Source organism: Bradyrhizobium sp. ORS 375 (genome assembly GCF_000239775.1).
GTDB lineage: Bacteria > Pseudomonadota > Alphaproteobacteria > Rhizobiales > Xanthobacteraceae > Bradyrhizobium.
This window is the reverse complement of the sequence record NZ_CAFI01000449.1, coordinates 23,083-40,808: the sequence shown is the minus strand read 5'-3', so window position 1 is coordinate 40,808 and position 17,726 is coordinate 23,083. Positions and strand designations below refer to the sequence as shown.

13 protein-coding genes and 1 pseudogene are annotated in these 17,726 nt (G+C 67.2%); 10 read left to right on the top strand and 4 right to left on the bottom strand.

The genetic code is table 11. The features are described from left to right. Positions 1–235: 235 nt before the first annotated feature. Positions 236–895 carry an aspartate/glutamate racemase family protein gene (locus tag BRAO375_RS30020; protein WP_175345395.1) on the bottom strand — a complete coding sequence of 220 codons (660 nt, stop codon included), beginning with the start codon at positions 893–895 and terminating at the stop codon, positions 236–238. Positions 896–1,022: 127 nt separating this feature from the next. Between BRAO375_RS30020 and hydA the strand changes: the two genes are divergently transcribed. From hydA to BRAO375_RS30005, 3 genes are all read left to right on the top strand, one after another. Next, on the top strand, positions 1,023–2,492 hold the full coding sequence (hydA, locus tag BRAO375_RS30015) for a dihydropyrimidinase (protein WP_009031186.1): 1,470 nt from the start codon (positions 1,023–1,025) through the stop codon (positions 2,490–2,492). A gap of 199 nt (positions 2,493–2,691) precedes the next feature. Then, a complete protein-coding gene (locus BRAO375_RS30010; protein WP_009031185.1) occupies positions 2,692–3,660 on the top strand; it encodes an NAD-dependent epimerase/dehydratase family protein in 969 nt (322 codons plus the stop codon). Between the two features lies 1 nt (position 3,661). Continuing rightward, complete coding sequence (locus BRAO375_RS30005; protein ID WP_009031184.1) at positions 3,662–4,423, top strand: SDR family oxidoreductase; 762 nt, start codon at positions 3,662–3,664, stop codon at positions 4,421–4,423. A 331-nt stretch (positions 4,424–4,754) separates the two neighbouring features. Here the strand turns inward: BRAO375_RS30005 and BRAO375_RS30000 are convergent, their stop codons facing one another. Then, a complete protein-coding gene (locus BRAO375_RS30000; protein ID WP_009031183.1) occupies positions 4,755–5,651 on the bottom strand; it encodes a LysR family transcriptional regulator in 897 nt (298 codons plus the stop codon). Positions 5,652–5,861: 210 nt separating this feature from the next. Here BRAO375_RS30000 and BRAO375_RS29995 point away from each other — a divergent pair, with 210 nt between their 5' ends. The 6 genes from BRAO375_RS29995 (at position 5,862) to BRAO375_RS29970 (ending at position 14,595) form a co-directional block, all read left to right on the top strand. Further along, positions 5,862–7,292: an NAD(P)-binding domain-containing protein gene (locus BRAO375_RS29995; protein WP_009031182.1), complete on the top strand. Its 1,431-nt coding sequence runs from the start codon at positions 5,862–5,864 to the stop codon at positions 7,290–7,292. A 158-nt stretch (positions 7,293–7,450) separates the two neighbouring features. Further along, positions 7,451–9,070 (top strand): ABC transporter substrate-binding protein, encoded by a 1,620-nt coding sequence (locus BRAO375_RS29990; RefSeq protein WP_009031181.1) that lies wholly within the window; start codon positions 7,451–7,453, stop codon positions 9,068–9,070. Positions 9,071–9,386: 316 nt separating this feature from the next. Then, entirely contained in the window at positions 9,387–10,418 is a 1,032-nt protein-coding gene (locus tag BRAO375_RS29985) for an ABC transporter permease (RefSeq protein ID WP_009031180.1), read from the top strand. Between the two features lie 2 nt (positions 10,419–10,420). Continuing rightward, the gene (locus tag BRAO375_RS29980; RefSeq protein ID WP_175345394.1) at positions 10,421–11,281 is read left to right on the top strand and encodes an ABC transporter permease; all 861 of its coding nucleotides are present in this window, start codon (positions 10,421–10,423) and stop codon (positions 11,279–11,281) included. Between the two features lie 96 nt (positions 11,282–11,377). Beyond that, entirely contained in the window at positions 11,378–13,054 is a 1,677-nt protein-coding gene (nikE, locus tag BRAO375_RS29975; RefSeq protein WP_009031178.1) for a nickel ABC transporter ATP-binding protein NikE, read from the top strand. Between the two features lie 119 nt (positions 13,055–13,173). Continuing rightward, a complete protein-coding gene (locus BRAO375_RS29970; RefSeq protein ID WP_009031177.1) occupies positions 13,174–14,595 on the top strand; it encodes an FAD-binding oxidoreductase in 1,422 nt (473 codons plus the stop codon). Positions 14,596–14,616: 21 nt separating this feature from the next. On the opposite strand, the pseudogene BRAO375_RS39065 reads toward BRAO375_RS29970, so the two are convergent. Beyond that, positions 14,617–14,753, bottom strand: a pseudogene (locus BRAO375_RS39065) (MFS transporter); the annotation flags it as partial. A 143-nt stretch (positions 14,754–14,896) separates the two neighbouring features. Then, positions 14,897–16,378 (bottom strand): mannitol dehydrogenase family protein, encoded by a 1,482-nt coding sequence (locus BRAO375_RS29960; RefSeq protein ID WP_009031176.1) that lies wholly within the window; start codon positions 16,376–16,378, stop codon positions 14,897–14,899. Positions 16,379–16,512: 134 nt separating this feature from the next. Between BRAO375_RS29960 and uxuA the strand changes: the two genes are divergently transcribed. After that, the gene (gene uxuA, locus BRAO375_RS29955; protein WP_009031175.1) at positions 16,513–17,709 is read left to right on the top strand and encodes a mannonate dehydratase; all 1,197 of its coding nucleotides are present in this window, start codon (positions 16,513–16,515) and stop codon (positions 17,707–17,709) included. The last annotated feature ends 17 nt before the right edge of the window (positions 17,710–17,726 follow it).

Genomic DNA, 17,726 nt, shown 5'->3' with positions numbered 1-17,726 from the left:
TTACAGCGAGATCGTAGCCACACGAACCGGTGTCGTCCCGGCCTAGTGCGCAATTGCGCACGCGGCGCCGGGACCCATATCGCGGAAGCTATCGAGGGACGTCACTGGTAGTTGCCTGCCTCATCCCTGCCGGTGGTTATGGGTCCCGGCTCAAGGCCGGGACAACAGCGAAGGGTGGGGCGGCAGACGGGCCAAATTCGTGCGCTGCAGACGGCGAGATCAATGCGGCGTTTGCTCAGTTGCAAAACGCCACCGCGCCGAGCGCCATCGTCACTGCGGCCTGAGTCGGATCGATCACTGGAATCCCCAGCGCATCCTCCAGGTTCTTGCGATGCCGCGCCATGCCGGCGCAGCCCATGACGATGGCGCCGGCGCCGTCCTCGTCCCGGAGCGCGCGGCCGACCATGATCATCTTCGCCAGCGTGCCTTCGCCCGACGCGGTCTCCGCCACCGTCATGTCGAGCGGCCGCTCGGCGGCCAGCCGGTCCATCAGCCCCATCTGGCGGAGATAGCGGATGTGGCGTCGGATCGAGCGCTGCGCGATGGCGAGCACGCCGAACGTGTCGGCGCGGGTCAGCGCGGTCAGCACGCCACATTCGGCGATGCCGAGCACCGGCCGCGTCGTCGCTTCGCGGCAGACATGCAAGCCAGGATCGCTGTAGCAGGCGATCACGAACGCGCTCGAGGCGTTGTCGCCCTCGACGAAGCGCCGCAGCGGCAGGGCGACGCTGTCGGCGTCCTTCTGGCTCTCGACGCCATAGGGGCCTTCCTTCAGTGTCTCGCAGACGATCTCCGGTCCCTCGGCAAACATCAGCGGCTTGAGCGCCGCGGCGAGGCCGTCGGTCACCACCTGGTTGGAGTTCGGGTTGATCACGGTGATGCGCGGGCGGGACATGGGAGCTACCTGCTTCTTCGGAGTTGACGGCGCCCGACAGGCAACCACTATGCCAGTGCGGACGCAAGGAGGCCTTCGCGGCCTCGTGCCTCCACGGCGTTCCAACTGGCAGAACTAGGAGATCGCGATGACCGAGCCGGCCTATGACCTGATCATCCGGGGAGGGCGCGTCGCCACCACCACGGATACGTTCGAGGCCGACGTCGCCGTTTCCGGCGAGACCATTGCGGCGATCGGCCGCGGGCTGGGGCCGGCGAAGCGCGAGATCGACGCGCGCGGCAGATACGTGCTGCCGGGCGGCGTCGACAGCCACTGCCATATCGAGCAGCTCTCGGCCGCCGGCATCGTCAACGCCGATACGTTCGAGAGCGCGACAACGTCCGCGGCGTTCGGCGGCACGACGAGCGTGATCTCCTTCGCCGCGCAGCATGTCGGTATGCAGCTGCCGCAGGTGCTCGAGGACTATCACGCGCTGGCGCGCAAGGGTGCGGTCATCGACTACGCGTTCCACATGATCATCGCCGATCCGACCAAGGAGACGCTGGAGCGCGACCTGCCGGTGCTGATCCGGCAGGGCCACGGCTCGATCAAGATCTTCATGACCTATGACCGGCTCAAGATCGACGACGAGCCGCTGCTCGACATCCTCGTCGCTGCGCGCGAGGGCGGCGCGATGCTGTGCGCGCATGCCGAGAACCACGGCATCATCTCCTGGATGGTGAAGCGGCTGTTGGCGCGCGGCTACACGGCGCCGAAATATCACGCGATCAGCCATGCGCGCTTCTCCGAGGCGGAGGCGTTCAACCGCCTGATCGGCATGGCGGCGCTGGTCGATCAGCCGATCATGATCTTCCACGTCTCGACGGCGGAAGGCGCCAAGGTGATCCGCCACGCGCGCGGGCAGGGGCTGAAGGTGTTCGCGGAGACGTGTCCTCAATATCTCTTCATGACCGCCGAGGATCTCGACAAGCCCGGCATCGAGGGCGCGAAGTGGATGTGCAGCCCGCCGCCGCGCCGCGCGCCGGACCAGGAGGCGCTGTGGCAGGCGCTGTCGCTCGGCGATTTGCAGACGATCTCGTCGGATCACGCGCCGTACCGCTTCGACGAGACCGGCAAGCTGCGCGCCGGCCCGAACCCGAACTTCAAGCAGATCGCCAACGGCCTGCCGGGCCTGGAGCTGCGCCTGCCGCTGCTGTTCGACGCGATGGTGTCGAAGGGCCGTCTCGGCCTCAACAAGTTCGTCGAGCTCACCGCGACGGCGCCGGCCAAGATCTACAATCTGCATCCCCGCAAGGGCGCGATCGCGATCGGGGCGGATGCCGACATCGCGCTGTGGGATCCGGACAAGCGCGTGACGATCAGCGATGCCGCCATGCACGACCTCGCCGGCTACACGCCGTTTGCGGGGCGCAGCGTGCAGGGCTGGCCGGTGACCGTGCTGTCGCGCGGCCGCGTCATCGTCGATGACGGCAAGCTGTCGGTGCAGCCCGGCTCCGGCCAGTTCCTCGCCCGCAGCGGCGGTGAGGCGGCGAAGCCGACCGGGCGGCTGGTGGCCGACATGGATCCCGAGCAGAATTTCGGGGCGACGCTGCTGTGAGCAGGGTGGGCACTGTGCGATCGTTCGTGTTGGTCTCGGTGTTTCCACATACTCAGCCGTCATGCCCGGGCTTGACCCGGGCATCCACCCGTTTCCGCGGATGCCGCTCGACGTGGATGGCCGGGACTGCGCCCGGCCATGACGCGAGGAGAGTGACGTGCTCTGATCTCGTGCATTCCCGCGTGGCTGGAGGCTTCAAATGCATGTCCTGATCTTCGGCGGCGCCGGCTTCGTCGGGCTCAACATCGCGCAAGGACTGCTCGAGCGCGGGCATGCGGTGACGGTGTTCGATGCGGCACCTCTGCCACATGCGGCGCAGCGTGCCTTCTCGCCGTTTGGCGAGCGGCTGCAGGTGATCGCGGGTGACGTCACCGATTCCAGCGCCGTTGCCGCCGCAGTCGCTGGCCGCGATGCCGTCGTCCTGGGAGCTGCGATCACCGCCGGACCGGAGCGTGACGCAGCCGACCCCGAGCGCATCCTCGCGGTGAACCTGCTCGCGCAGGTGCCGATCCTGCAGGCGGCGCGGCGCAGCGGCATCCGCCGCGTGATCAATTTGTCGTCGGCCGCGTCCTATGGTGCCAGCGGCCAGCGTTTCGCGGTGCTGGAGGAGACCACGCCGTGCGAGCCGGTGTCGCTGTATGCGATCACCAAATTTGCGTCGGAGCGCGTCGCCGCGCGGCTGTCGGATCTGTGGCAGACGGACGTGATCAGCGTGCGCCTGTCGGCGGTGTTCGGCCCGTTCGAGCGCGGCGGCGGCGTGCGCGACACACCCTCGCCGCAGGCGCTGATCGCGGCGTGCTGCGCGCGGGATGAGCCCGCGCTGCTGAACGAGCCCGGCGACAAGGACTGGGTGTATGCGGTCGATGTCGCCGATGCTGTCTGCCTGCTGCTCGAGGCCGAGAAGCCGCAGCAGACGCTCTACAACATCTCGAATGAGGCGACGTTCACGGCCGAGGCGTGGGGCCGCGCGTTCGCGACCGGGCGGGCCGGATTTACGTGCCGGCTCGCGGAGCACGGCGAGACGCCGACCGTGCCGGTGTTCGCGCCGGTCCGCGGCCGGCTCTCGACGACGCGGCTCGCGGACGAGTTCGGCTGGCGCGCGCGGTTCGACTGCGCGGCGTCGGCCGAGCATTTCGGCCGCTGGTTCGATCAGTGCGGGAGAGACTGAGATGAGGCTGAAGGACAAGGTCGCGATCATCACCGGCGGCGGCTCGGGGATCGGGCGCGCCAGCGCCGTGATGTTCGCGCGCGAGGGCGCGCACCTGGCGCTGGTCGATCGCGATGCCGCTGGTGCGGAGGAGACGCTGTCGCTGGTGCGCAAAGCGGGCGGTGACGGCAGCGTCCATGTCGGCGATGTCGGCGACGCCGACTTCGCCAAGGCGACGATCGAGGGCGTCGCCGCGGCGCGCGGCCGGCTCGACGTGCTGATGACCGCCGCCGGCTTCTCCTGTGGCGGCACCGTCGTCACGACCGACCCCGCCGACTGGGACGCCGTGTTCCGCGCCAATGTCGGCGGCACCTGGCTGTGGGCGAAGGTCGCGGTGCCGATCATGCAGCAGCAGAAGTCCGGATCGATCATCACCGTCGCATCGCAGCTCGCGGTCGCCGGCGGCAAGGGCAACAGTGCCTATATCGCCGCCAAGGGCGCGATCATCAGCCTGACCCGCACCATGGCGGTCGACTTCGCCACCGAGGGCATCCGCGTCAACGCGCTGGCGCCGGGCGCGATCGACACGCCGCTGCTGCGCAGGAGCTTCGCGCGCCACGCCGATCCGGAGCCGGTACGCGAGGCCTCGCGCCAGCGGCACGCGATGAAGCGCTTTGGCGAGGCGGATGAGGTCGCGGCAGCCGCGCTGTTTCTTGCCAGCGACGAGGCGTCGTTTACGACCGGCGTCGTGCTGCCGGTGGATGGTGGGTGGCTGGCGGCGTAGGAGCGGGCGCAAGGTTCGACATGAGCTGTCGACGCGGCTTGATTTTTAGTTTGAAGCGAAGCCGTCGCCACGACGGCGGTGGGCTCCCCTCCCCCTTGCGGGGAGGGGTTGGGGGTGGGGGTCCCCGGGCGCTGAACTCCAATCCCCGGCCCTTCCGGAGTTGGGGTCTGAGAGCGAGGCGCTTTTCCGCGCCGCTCGATCTCCACCAACTATTCGAGCAACTCATATCGAGCGGGACTCGTGGAACCCCCACCCCCGACCCCTCCCCGCAAGGGGGAGGGGAGCTCACCGGTTGCGCGGAGAGAGGCCGGATCCGAACAGGCAAAGTCAATTACCTCTTCCCCGTCGCGCCCTTCCGATCGCGTCCGCGCAAGATATCTGCCAGCGCCGCGGCATTGCGTGACAGTGGCTCGAATCGCGGCGTCAGCAAGTATGCCCGCATCGGAGTCTTCGGCATCAGCGGGCGCGCGACGAGGTCGGGCCAGGCGCGGCCCCGCAGGACGAATTCGTCGACGACCGCAAGGCCGGCGCCGGCGCGAACCATGGCGCAGGCGTCGGGCGTGTAGCGCACGATCGTCGTGGGCTCGGGGCCGCCGGCGAGAGCCGAGGTGACGATGTGGCCGTAGGGCGTCTGCGGGCCGAAGCCGACCAGCGGATAGGGCAGCATGTCCTTCGGCCTGACGCTGCGCAGCTTCGCCAGGGCGTGACCGGCGGGCATGATCACATGCAGCGCGCCTTCCGCAATGATCTCGACCGCGACGGTGGGCTCGTCGACCGGCAGGACCGTGATGCCCAGATCGGCCCGCGCCGTGCCGAGCCGGCTGACGATCTCCAGCAGCGTCAGCGATTCGAACTCGACGCGCAGATCGGGAAAGCGGCTGCGGAGCCGCGCCAGCGCATCCGGCACCATGCCGTGGCCCGCGCTCGGGCTTGCCACCACGCGGATGGTGCCGGTGCCGCCGGCGCGCAGTTCGTCGGCGAGATCGTTGATGCGCGCGACGCCGCGGTGAATGTGCTCGACCTCGGCGAACAGCCGCTTCGCCTCGGGCGTCGGCTGCACCCGGCCGCTGATGCGCTCGAACAGCTTCAGCTTCAAGCCATCCTCGGTGTACGCCAGCAGCCGACTGATCGCCGGCTGCGACACCGACAACAGTCGCGCGGCGCCACTGATCGAGCCGGTGATCATGATGGCCCGGAACACCTCGATCTGGCGAAGATTGAGCGGCATGCGACCTCGTGTCTCGCTGCTGGTGACCGCGGACTCTAGCCGTGGCGCCCCGACCATAACAAGCTGTTATGGGCGGCGGACAAATCGGTATGGTCGGCTGCAGGGTTGCTTTGCTAAGCTTCGCGGGCCGGGTGACCTGACAGATGGAGAGAGCGTGAGCGACAGCCAACGTGTCGATCGCGATTGCGCGTGTCAATTCCGGTGTCCGGCATGAGCGACGGCCTTGCCGCGCTGAGCGCCCGGGTCCGCAGCGATCTCGCCAGGATCGCGCATCCCACAATGCCCTGGTTGACGCCAATGATCGGTCCCGACGGCCGTCCTGCGATCGACGTGCTGATCGTCGGCGGTGGACAGTCGGGTTTGGCCACGGCATTCGCGCTGCTGCGCTCGCGCGTCAGCAACATTCTCGTGCTCGACAAGGCCGAAGCGGGGCGCGAAGGGCCTTGGCTCACCTATGCGCGCATGCCGACCTTGCGCAGCCCGAAAGACTTCACCGGACCCGACCTCGACATTCCAAGCCTGACTTATCAGTCATGGCACGAGGCGAAGCTCGGCGCCGAGAGCTGGCGCGATCTTGACCTGATCCCGCGCGAATATTGGGCAGGCTATCTCGCCTGGTATCGCGAGGTGCTCGACCTTCCCGTGCGCAATGGCAGCGAGGTGGTCGACATCGCGCCGGCAGCGGGTGGTTTGCTGCAAGCAACCGTGCGCAGTCCGGACGGCGAGACGACGATCTTTGCCCGCAAGATCGTGCTGGCAACAGGGCAGGAGGGCATGGGAGACTGGAGCATCCCGGAGCCGCTGCGGCCTCTGCCGCCGACGCGCTGCGCTCATTCCGGTGCCGAGATTGATTTCGACGCTCTGCGCGGCCGACGTGTCGCAGTCATCGGCGCCGGCGCCTCGGCATTCGACAACGCCGCCGTCGTGCTCGAAGCGGGAGCAGCGCGGGTGGACCTGCTGTGCCGTCGCGCGGAAATCCAGTTGATCCAACCCTATCGCTGGCTCACCTTCCGCGGCTTCCTGCGGCACTTCTCCGAGCTCGACGATGCCTGGCGCTGGCGTTTCATGCGCGCGGTTCTCGAGCTGCGCGAAGGCTTTCCGCAGCACACCTATGACCGCTGCGCGCGCTACGCAGCCTTCCACCTGCTTGAGGGCGCGCCTGTGTCGGCCGCGCGCGAAACGGCCGACGGCGTCGTGCTGCAGACGGCGAGGGGGGAGATCAACGCTGACTTCGTGATCAGCGCGACGGGCATCTCGATCGATTTCGCGAAGCGGCCGGAACTACGGCGCTTCGCGTCGAACATCGCGCGTTGGTCCGACCGCTACACGCCCGATGCGAGCGAGCGCAACGACCGGCTCGGTGCCTTCCCCTATCTCGCCGACGACTACGCGTTGTGCGAGCGCGTCGCGGGAGAGACGCCGTGGATCAGCGACATCCACGTGTTCGCCATCGCATCCACCATGAGCTTCGGCGCGTCGGGATCGTCCATCAATGCGATGACGACGGCGGTTCCGAAGCTGGTGCACGGGCTGACGCGCGGCCTGTTCAAGGCGGACATCGAGCAGCATTGGGCGGCATTCAAGGCTTATGACGTGAAACAAGCGACCGTGCGCCGCGAGGCGAAAGGTGATTGCGCGTGATCGATCGCTTGCGCAGGTGTGTGCTTCTCGCGCTGCGTCATGCACGATCCTCTCGTCATTTCGCGTGGCACGTGATTTGCTGCTGCGCTGGCGTCGCCGGCAATCACTGGCAGTGCGTTTAGTTCCGGAATTTGAGACTACCGAAGGAACAGGGGGCGATGAGTTACATGATGTCCAAACGTTCGTTGTTTGCGGCCACCGCGTTGCTCGCGGTGACGATGGCCGCGCCATCGGCGCATGCGCAGAGCCGTGCGGAAACCCTGCGCTACGTTACCGGCGCCACCGTCAATACGCTCGATCCGAATATTCCGGGTTCGACGCGCGAGGCCTTCGCGCTGTCGATGTCGAGCTACGACCGGCTGGTGTCGTTCGGTCGCAAGCAGCTCAATGGTAAGTGGGTGTTCGATCTGGACACGATCACCGGCGAGCTCGCCGAATCCTATTCGGTCAGCCCCGATGGATTGAAGATCACCTTCAAGCTGCGCCCCGATGCCAAGTTCCAGGACGGTTCGCCGGTCACCGCCGAGGACGTCAAATGGTCGCTCGATCGCTGCGTCACGGCACCGATTCTCGGCAAGGCGCAGCTGCTGACGGGCTCGCTGACATCGGCCGATCAGTTCAAGGTCATCGATCCCCTGACGATCGAAGTGACCTTGCCGAAGCCGGACAAGCTGGCGCTGCCGAACCTCGCGACCGTCTATCCGATCATCATCAACTCCAAGCTCGCCAAGGCGCATGCCACGGCTGAAGATCCCTGGGCGCTGAACTGGACCAAGGAGAATGCGGCGGGCAGCGGCGCCTACATCGTCGAGACCTTCAAGCCCGGCGAGCAGGTGATTGCCAAGCGCAACGAGGCCTGGAATCGCGGCACGCCGGACAAGCCGGCGGCGTTCAAGCGGCTGATCATCCAGTCGGTGCCGGAGCCGGCGACGCGCGCCAACCTGGTCGAGCGCGGCGACGCCGATCTGGTGATTGACCTGCAGGCCAGCGACGTGCAGTCGCTGGAGGGCAAGGGAAAGCTGAAGGTGATCTCCACGCCGCAATACAATGCGGTGACCTTCATCTCGATGAACAACACCATCCCGCCGTTCGACAACGTCAATGTCCGCCGCGCCATCGCCGCTGCGCTGCCCTATGACGACATGTTCAAGGCCGCCTTGTTCGGCCGCGGCGCGCCGCTCTATGGCGCGACCTGGGCCGACGGCAAGCCGCCGAGCGGCGGTTATCCGATCCCGCAGCCGATCAAGCTCGACCTGGAGAGGGCCAAGGCCTATCTGAAGGACGCCGGCATGCCGGACGGCTTCTCCACCACCTTCAGCTTCAATGTCGGCCAGGCGGCGACCGCCGAGCCGATGGCCGCGCTGGTGAAGGAGTCGCTGGCCAAGATCGGCATCAAGGTCGACATCCAGAAGCTGCCGGACGCGCAGATGTCGACGGCGATCAACGAGAAGAAGCTGCCCTTCTTCATCGAGGGCATCGTCGCCTGGCTTCCCTCGACCGACTACTTCTACCGCAACTTCTACACCGGCAAGCAGCGCTGGAACTACTCCTCGACCGACAATGCCGAGCTGGAGAAGATCGCCCAGGAGGCGCGCTTCGAGGCCGACAAGGCGAAGTACGAGGCGCAGGGCAAGGCGCTGAACGCGATCCATTTCGACCAGATGTTCCAGATCCCGATCTGGCAGGCGGCGCAGGACGCGGTGATGCAGCCGACGGTGGACGGCTACGTCTACCAGTTCACGCGGCAGGTCGATTATCGTAACCTGAGCCGGAAGTAGGACGATCAGGCGGCTCAGCTTACTTCCATCGGGAGAGAAAGCCTCGCTCTTCTGAAGTTGGAACTGAAGCTCGTGCCGCGCTGCAACTGCGCTCCCTCTCCCCGTTCTTACGGGGGCGCGACGAGCTTCGCTCGCGCTGAGAGGGTTGGGGTGAGGGGCAGACGCACGGGCAGTGCACATGGTGAGACCTGTACCCCTCACCCGGATTGCATCTCTCGATGCAATCCGACCTCTCCCCGCAGGCGGGGCGAGGTGATACCAAGCGCGGCGCTCCGGTGTGCGTCGATGGTGATAAAGTTTGGGAGACGGAAGACCCATGAACACGATCGGCGCAACTCTGCTGCGGGCGGGACGACGCTTCGTCTCGTCGCTGCCGGCGCTGTTCGGCGTCCTGGTGTTCACGTTCCTGTTGATGCGCGTGCTGCCGGGGGACCCAGCCGTGTTCTTCGCCTCCGGCCCGAATGCCGGCAAGGAGGAGATCGAGGTCATCCGCCGGCAGCTCGGGCTCGACAAGCCGCTGCCGAACCAGCTCGTGATTTATCTTGCCGATGTCGGCCGCGGCAATCTCGGCCGCTCGATGATGACGGGGCAGGCCGTGGCCAAGGACCTCAAGGAGCGCCTGCCGGCCTCGCTGGAGCTGACCTTGACGGCGCTGCTGATCGCGCTGGTTTCGGCGGTGCCGCTCGGCGTCATCGCCGCACTGCGACCGGGATCGCTGGTCGATCACGGCGTGCGCCTGTTCTGCTCGCTCGGCGTCTGCGTGCCGACCTTCGTTTCGGGGCTGTTGCTGATCTACGTGTTCTATTATCTGCTCGGCTTCGCGCCGGATCCGACGGGCCGCATCGACATCTTCACCACCATGCCGCCATCGCGCACCGGGTTCCTGATCATCGACTTCCTGCTCGCCGGCGATCTCGAGGGCTGGTCGGCGGCGGCGCGGCAGCTGATGCTGCCGGCCTTCACGATGGCGCTGTTCGTGATCGCGCCGCTGGCGCGCATCACCCGCGCCTCGATGCTGGTCTCGCTCGGCAGCGACTTCGTGCGCACTGCGCGCTCGGTTGGACTGTCCTGGTGGCGCATCGTCGTCACCTATGCCTTGAGGAACGCGATTCTGCCGGTCATCACCATCGCCGGCATCGTGTTTTCGACCATGCTCGGCGCCAACGTGCTGGTGGAGAAGGTGTTCTCCTGGCCCGGCGTCGCCTCCTATGCGCTCGATGCGCTGCTGGTGTCCGACTACGCGCCGGTGCAGGGCTTCGTGCTGCTGATGGCGACGATCTTCGTCATCGTCAATCTGCTGGTCGATCTGCTCTACGGCATCGCCGATCCCCGGGCCACGGTGGCATGAGCATGACCACGATCGAGACCTCATCGACGCTGCGTCACACCGCCTTCGTGCTGCGCGGCAATCCGGTGACGGCGATCGCAGCCGGCGGCGCGCTGCTGCTGGCGCTGATGGCAATCTTTGCGCCGTGGCTCGCGCCCTACGATCCCATCGCCTCCGACGTGCCTGCGGCGCTGCAGCCGCCGAGCTCGGCACATTGGTTCGGCACCGACCAGCTCGGCCGCGACGTGCTGAGCCGCCTGATCGTGGCGAGCCGGCTCGACCTCACCATCGCCGTGACGGCGGTCGCGGTGTCCTTCGCGATCGGCTCGGTGATCGGCGCGCTGTGCGGCTATGCCGGCGGCCGGCTCGACAAGGCGGTCGGCCGCTTTGTCGACGTGCTGATGGCGTTCCCGCTGTTCGTGTTGGCGATGGCCATGGTCGCCGCACTCGGGAATCGCGTCGAGAACATCGTGATCGCGACCGCGATCATCAACTTGCCGTTCTACATCCGCTTCGCCCGCGCCGAGGTGAACATCCGCCGCAACCTCGGCTGGGTCGAGGCCGCGCGCGCCTGCGGCGAGAGCCATGTCGCTGTCGTGCTGCGGTTCCTGCTGCCGAACGTGCTGCCGGCGATGGCGGTGCAGATGTCGCTCAATCTCGGCTGGGCGATCCTCAACGCCGCGGGCCTCTCCTTCATCGGCCTCGGCGTCAAGCCGCCGACGCCGGAATGGGGCATCATGGTCGCCGAGGGCGCGCGCTTCATCTCCACCGGGCGCTGGTGGCTCGTGGCGTTCCCCGGCCTCGCGCTGATGAGCGCCGTGCTGTGTTTCAATCTGCTCGGAGATGGTCTGCGCGACATCCTCGATCCCCGGATGCGCACATGACGGCGGATCTGAAAATGATCGGTGTGGCGCATCCGAGGATGCGCACATGACGGCGGATCTGAAAATGATCGGTGTGGCGCGTCCGAGGATGCGCACATGACCGCATCTGCAAGCAAGTCGCCGCTGCTCGAGGTCGAGAACCTCAAGGTCACCTTCTCGACCCGTCGCGGCCTCGTCGAAGCGGTGCGCGGCGTGTCGCTGTCGCTGCAGCCGGGCGAGATGCTCGGGCTGGTCGGCGAGAGCGGCTCCGGCAAGTCAGTGACCGGCTTTGCCATCACCCATCTGCTCGACAAGGCCGGCCGTATCACCGAGGGCCGCATCCGCTTCAAGGGCCAGGACATCACCCGCGCCGGCGGCGCCGATCTGCGCAGCCTGCACGGCGCGGCGATGGCGATGATCTTCCAGAATCCGCGTGCTGCGCTCAACCCGATCCGCACCGTCGGCCAGCAGATCGCCGATGCGATCCTCGCCCATCGCCGGCTGTCGCGTCAGGAGGCGCAGGCCGAAGCGCTGAGCCTGCTCAAGGCCGTGCAGATCCGTGATCCCGAGCGGCGCATGAGCGCCTATCCGCACGAGCTCTCCGGCGGCATGTGCCAGCGGGTGATGATCGCGATCGCGATCTCCTGCAGCCCGCAGTTGCTCATTGCCGACGAGCCGACCACCGGCCTCGATGTCACGACGCAGAAGGTGGTGATGGATCTTCTTGCGAAGATCGCCACCGAGCGCGGCATGGCGACGATCCTGATCACACATGATCTGGGCCTTGCCGCGCGCTACTGCGCCCGCGTGGTGGTGATGGAGCAGGGCAGGCTGGTCGAGGAGGCGGCGCCGCTGACGCTGTTCCATCGGCCGCAGCATCCCTACACCAAGCGGCTGGTCGCGGCCTCGCCGACGGCGACCTCGCGCATCGAGGACCTCGTGCCCGGCGGCGAGCGTATTCCGCTGGTCGAGGTGACCGAGCTGCCGCCGGCACCGCACGGCACGCCGCTGCTGCTGGACGTGAAGAACATCGTCAAACGCTTCGACGACGGCACGATTGGCGTGGCCGATTTTTCGATGGCGATGCGCGGCGGCGAAAGCGTCGGCCTGGTCGGCGAGAGCGGCTCGGGCAAGAGCACGACCTCGCGCATGATCTGTCGCCTGATCGACCCGAGCGAGGGCGAGATCCTGTTCGATGGCCAGGCGATCGGCGGGATTCCGGCGCGCGACTTTCATCGCTCCGAGCTGCGCAAGGACATCCAGATCGTCTTCCAGGATCCGAACGACAGCCTCAATCCGCGCTACACCGCGTTCGACTGCATTGCCCATCCGCTGTTGCGGCTGATGAACATGCGCGCCGGCGACAAGCTGCGCCAGCGTGTCGAGGAATGCGCCGAGCGCGTCGGGCTGCCGCGCGAGCTGCTGTCGCGCTTTCCGCACCAGCTCTCCGGCGGCCAGAAGGCTCGCGTCGGCATCGCCAGGGCGATCGCCTGCAAGCCGCGGCTCCTCGTGCTGGACGAGCCGACAGCCGCGCTCGACGTCTCCGTGCAGGCCGTGGTGCTGCAGCTTCTCAATCGTCTGCGGCGCGAGGACAATCTCGCCTTCCTGTTCGTCAGCCACGACCTCAACGTCGTGCGCATGATGTGCGACCGCACCATCGTGCTGCGCACCGGCGCCATCGTCGAGCAGGGCGAGAGCGGGGCGCTGTTCGCCAATCCCCAGACCGACTACACCCGCGAACTGGTCGATGCCGTCCCGCACATCGCCCCGCCCATGGCAGTGGCGACGGCCTGAGCTTAGCCATAACAATCGATTATGGACGGCGGACAACTTGGTATTGGGGGCATTGCCGCCCATCCTGTTAGTTTGCAGGCATCATAAATCGATCACCGACAAAGGCCTCCGCGCGCGTCATGACGAAGCTGATCACCACGTTGCAGGGTCTCGTCGGTACCTCACATGTGCTGACCGCCCCTGAGGATCAGGCGAGTTATCTGCGCGACTGGCTCGGCAAATATCATGGCGCGGCGATCGCTGTGGTGCGGCCCGGGTCGACGGCCGAGGTCGCGGCCGCCATGACGGCTTGCGCCGAGGCGCGCGTCGCCGTCGTGCCGCAGGGCGGTCATACCAGCCTGTCCGGCGGCGCCACGCCGGATGCAAGCGGGAGCGCGATCGTGCTGTCGCTGTCGCGCATGAACCGTATCCGCGCGGTCGATCCGATCGGACAGACCATGGTGGTCGACGCCGGTGTCGTGCTCACCAAAGTGCAGGAGACGGCGCGCGAAGCGGGCCTGTTCTTTCCGCTCAGCCTCGGCTCCGAAGGCAGCTGCACCGTCGGCGGCAATCTCGCGGCCAATGCCGGCGGCGTCGCCGTCTTGCGTTATGGCGTGATGCGCGAGCTGACGCTCGGCCTGGAAGTGGTGCTGCCGGATGGCCGCATCTGGGACGGCCTGCGCGCCTTGCGCAAGGACAACACCGGCTATGCGCTGCGCGACCTGTTCATCAGTTCGGAAGGGACGCTCGGCATCATCACGGGTGCGGTGCTCAAGCTGTTTCCGCAACCGACCGCCCGCGCCACGGCCTTCGTCGCGGTGGCCGATGCGGCTGCCGCGCTCAAGCTGCTGCAGCGGTCGCGCGCCCGTTGCGGCGATCGCCTGACGGCGTTCGAATTCCTGACCGCGGCGACGCTCGAGATGATCACGCGGCAGATGCCGGATGCGCGGCTCCCATTCCCGGCGTTGCCTGAGGCGGCTGTGCTGATCGAGCTCAGCGATATCGGCAAGGAGGCCGCGCTGACGGCGCGCCTCGAAGTCACGCTCACCGACGCCATGGCGGAGGGTCTCGTCTCCGACGCCGTCGTCGCCCAGGACGGCGCCCAGGCCAAGGCATTCTGGCGCGTGCGGGAGAGCGTGTCGGAAGCGCTGGTGCGCGAGGGCAAGGCCCTGAAGCACGACATTTCGGTGCCCGTCGCAGAAATCGCCGATTTCGTCGCGGTGATGGACGCGGCGGTCGGCGCCGCGCTGCCGGGCATCCGGCCCATGGTGTTCGGCCATCTCGGCGACGGCAATTTGCACTACAATCTGATGCGACCGCTCGACATGAGCGAGGACGAGTTTTATCGGCACGGCCCGCGCATCACCCGCCTCGTCCACGACGAGATCACTAGCCGCCGCGGCTCGATCAGCGCCGAGCACGGCATCGGCCAGCTCCGCACCTCCGAGATGCCCTTATGCAAGCCGCCACTCGAGCTGGAGCTGATGCTCAAGATCAAGCAGACGCTCGATCCGCACGGACTGATGAACCCGGGCAAGCTGCTGTCCGGCAGTCTAGTTTAGCGCCGGGTCGCGATCTCAATCCGCCTCGACCAGGATCGAAGCCATCATCGGCCAGCCGACACGTTTTCCCTTCGGGCTGTCGTTCTGGATGAGGTAGCGCACGGCGTTGTCGATCGACGCACGCTGCGGGTGAGCTCGGTGGTCGCTGCGAGGCTCATGGCGGTTCCCTTCGCGATGCCGAACGATGAGCGCGCCAGCGGCATGCCGCAGCGCTGCGCGATCACCGATTGTTTGTTCGGCATCTTTGACGGCCAAGGTTCCTTTCGCAGCCTCGGCCGCCCACGCCCGCGCGGAATCGCGATCAGCGCGCGGCGCGGCGGGTCTGCGCCACTGTGGCCCGCACTCCTGCCGTGAGCAGACTGTCCAACGCTGTTTCGACCGCCCCGGCGAAGCGAGGATTGCTCGGCAGCTCGCGGCCGAACACCGATGCGAGCGACAGCAGCGCCGGTGCGAGCCGATTGGCGAGCGGTCCCGCCTGATCGGCCAGCGCGCGCAGCTGCGACGACAGCGGATCGCGCAGCGCGATGGGCTGGCCATGCTCGTCTGTGCCGCTGACATAGCGCATCCATCCCGCAACGGCGAGGGCGAGACGCGTGATCGGAAGCCCACGCGCGAGCCGGTCGCTGATCGTGCCGAGCAGGCGCTGCGGCAGCTTCTGGGTGCCGTCCATCGCGATCTGCACGGTGCGGTGCTTGAGCGCGGGATTGCGAAAGCGCTGCAGCAGCGCCGCGCGATAGGCGGTGACGTCGAAACCGCCGAGCGCTGGCAAGGTCGGCGTCACCTCCTCGCGCATCATCTCCTCGACCAGACCGGCGAGATCCGGCTCGGCCATCGCCTCGGCGACGGTTTGACAGCCCATGAGATGGCCGAGATAGGCGAGCGTCGAATGCGCGCCGTTGAGCAGCCGCAGCTTCATCAGCTCGAACGGCGCGACGTCGTGCACGAACTGCGCGCCACTGATGTCCCAGGCCGGGCGCTCGCCGCCGAAAGTGTCCTCGATCACCCATTGGCTGAACGGCTCGGTGACGACAGGCCAGGCATCGTCGAGGCCGAGCGCGGCGCTGACCTCGGTGCGGTCCGCATCCGTGGTGGCCGGCACGATGCGGTCGACCATGGTCGAGGGGAAGCGGACGGTGTCCGCGATCCACCGCGCGAGATCGCGGTCGAGCAACTCGGCAAAGGCGATGACGAGGCCGCGCAAGGTGTGGCCATTGGCCGGAAGATTGTCGCAGGCCAGCACGGTGTAGGGCGGCAGGCCAGCCTGGCGCCGCAGCCGCAGGCCGCCGACGATGAAGCCGAGCGTGCTGCGCGGCTGACCGGGGTTGAGGCTGTCGTGCCGGATGTCGGGATCGTCGGCACGCAGCGCGCCGGTGGCCGGATCGTGGCTGTAGCCCTTCTCGGTGACCGTGGTGGAGACGATGCGCACGGCCGGATCGGCGAGACGCGCGAGCAGGCCGGCCGGATCCTCCGGCGCGACGGCAAGGCCGGTGAGCGCACCGATCACGCGGCGCTGATCACCAGTGCCGTCGCTCGCCGTCACGCTGTACAGCCCGCGTTGCGGCTGCAGCGCATCGCGGGTGTCGGGCGAGCGCAGGGAGACGCCGAGGATGCCCCAGCGCGGATCGTCCCGCAGCAGCGCATCGGTGTAGACCGCCTGATGGCCCCTGTGGAAGGCGCCGAGCCCGAGATGGATGATGCCGGTCGCGACCGCCGTGCGGTCGTAATTCGGCTTGAGAATGCCGGCGGACAGGCGGTCGAGCGTCGAGGGGCTGAGACGATCCATGCGGGGCCTTGCAAGATGAGCCGGACTTTGTGGCATTCGGTCTATTGTGCTTGAACATGTCGAACGCCGTGGCGTAGGCGTCAAGCCGGAAGCGGTGAATGATCAGCCGCTCCGGCTGCAGAGAGGTGGACGATATGCAACAGACGTGGCGCTGGTTCGGACCGGATGATCCCATCACCTTGCCGCAGGTCCGCCAGACCGGCGCGACCGGCATCGTGACGGCGCTGCATCACATTCCCTATGGCGTGGTGTGGAGCACGGACGAGATCATCAAGCGTATCGGTCTGATCGAAGGTGACTCATCGCTGCGGTTGCGCTGGAGCGTGGTCGAGAGCCTGCCGGTGTCGGAAGCGATCAAGCTCGGCGAAGGCGATCTGACATCGCTGTTCGACAACTACCGGCAGTCGCTGCGAAACCTCGCCGGCTGCGGCATCACCACGGTCTGCTACAATTTCATGGCGGTGCTGGACTGGACCCGCACCGAGCTCGCCTTCCGCCTGCCGGGCGGCGCGACCGCGCTGCGGTTCGATGCCGACCGCCTCGCCGCCTTCGATTGCTATATCCTGCAGCGTCCCGGCGCCGAGGCCGAGTTCTCGTCCGACGTGCTCGACCGCGCGAAAACCTGGGTGGCGCAGGCCTCGGAATCCGACAAGGACCGGCTGCTCGCGACCATCATGGCGGGGCTGCCCGGGGCCTATGATCGCTATGACGTGCCCGGCGTGCGCCGGATGCTGGACAAGTATCGCGGCATCGGCCATGCCGAGCTGCGCGCCAACTACGCGCGCTTCCTGCGCGAGGTGGTGCCCACGGCGGAGGAATGCGGCGTCAGCCTGTGCGTGCATCCCGACGATCCGCCGCGCGATCTGTTCGGTCTGCCGCGCGTGGTGTCGTCAGCCGACGATCTCCAGTTCATCGTCGATGCCGCACCGTCAAAGGCCAACGGCCTCACCTTCTGCACCGGCGCGCTCGGGGCCGGCGGCCAGAACAACGTTCCGGCGCTGGCGGAGCGCTTCGCTCCGCAGATCCGCTTCGTGCATCTGCGCAACGTGACCAAGATGCTCGACGGCTCGTTCATGGAGGCGGAGCATCTGCGCGGCGATGTCGACATGGTTAACGTCGTCACGACGCTGCTGAAGGAGCAGGCCCGCCGCAAGGCCGAGGGCGAGCCGGACTGGCGCATCCCGTTCCGGCCCGATCACGGCCACGAGCTGGCCGACGACATCGGCCGCGGCACGCATCCCGGTTATCCGCTGGTCGGGCGCCTGAAGGGCCTTGCCGAAATCCGCGGCGTCATGACGGCGGTTGCGGCCATCAACCGCTTGCCGGTCTGATCGCGTCGTGGTCTAGG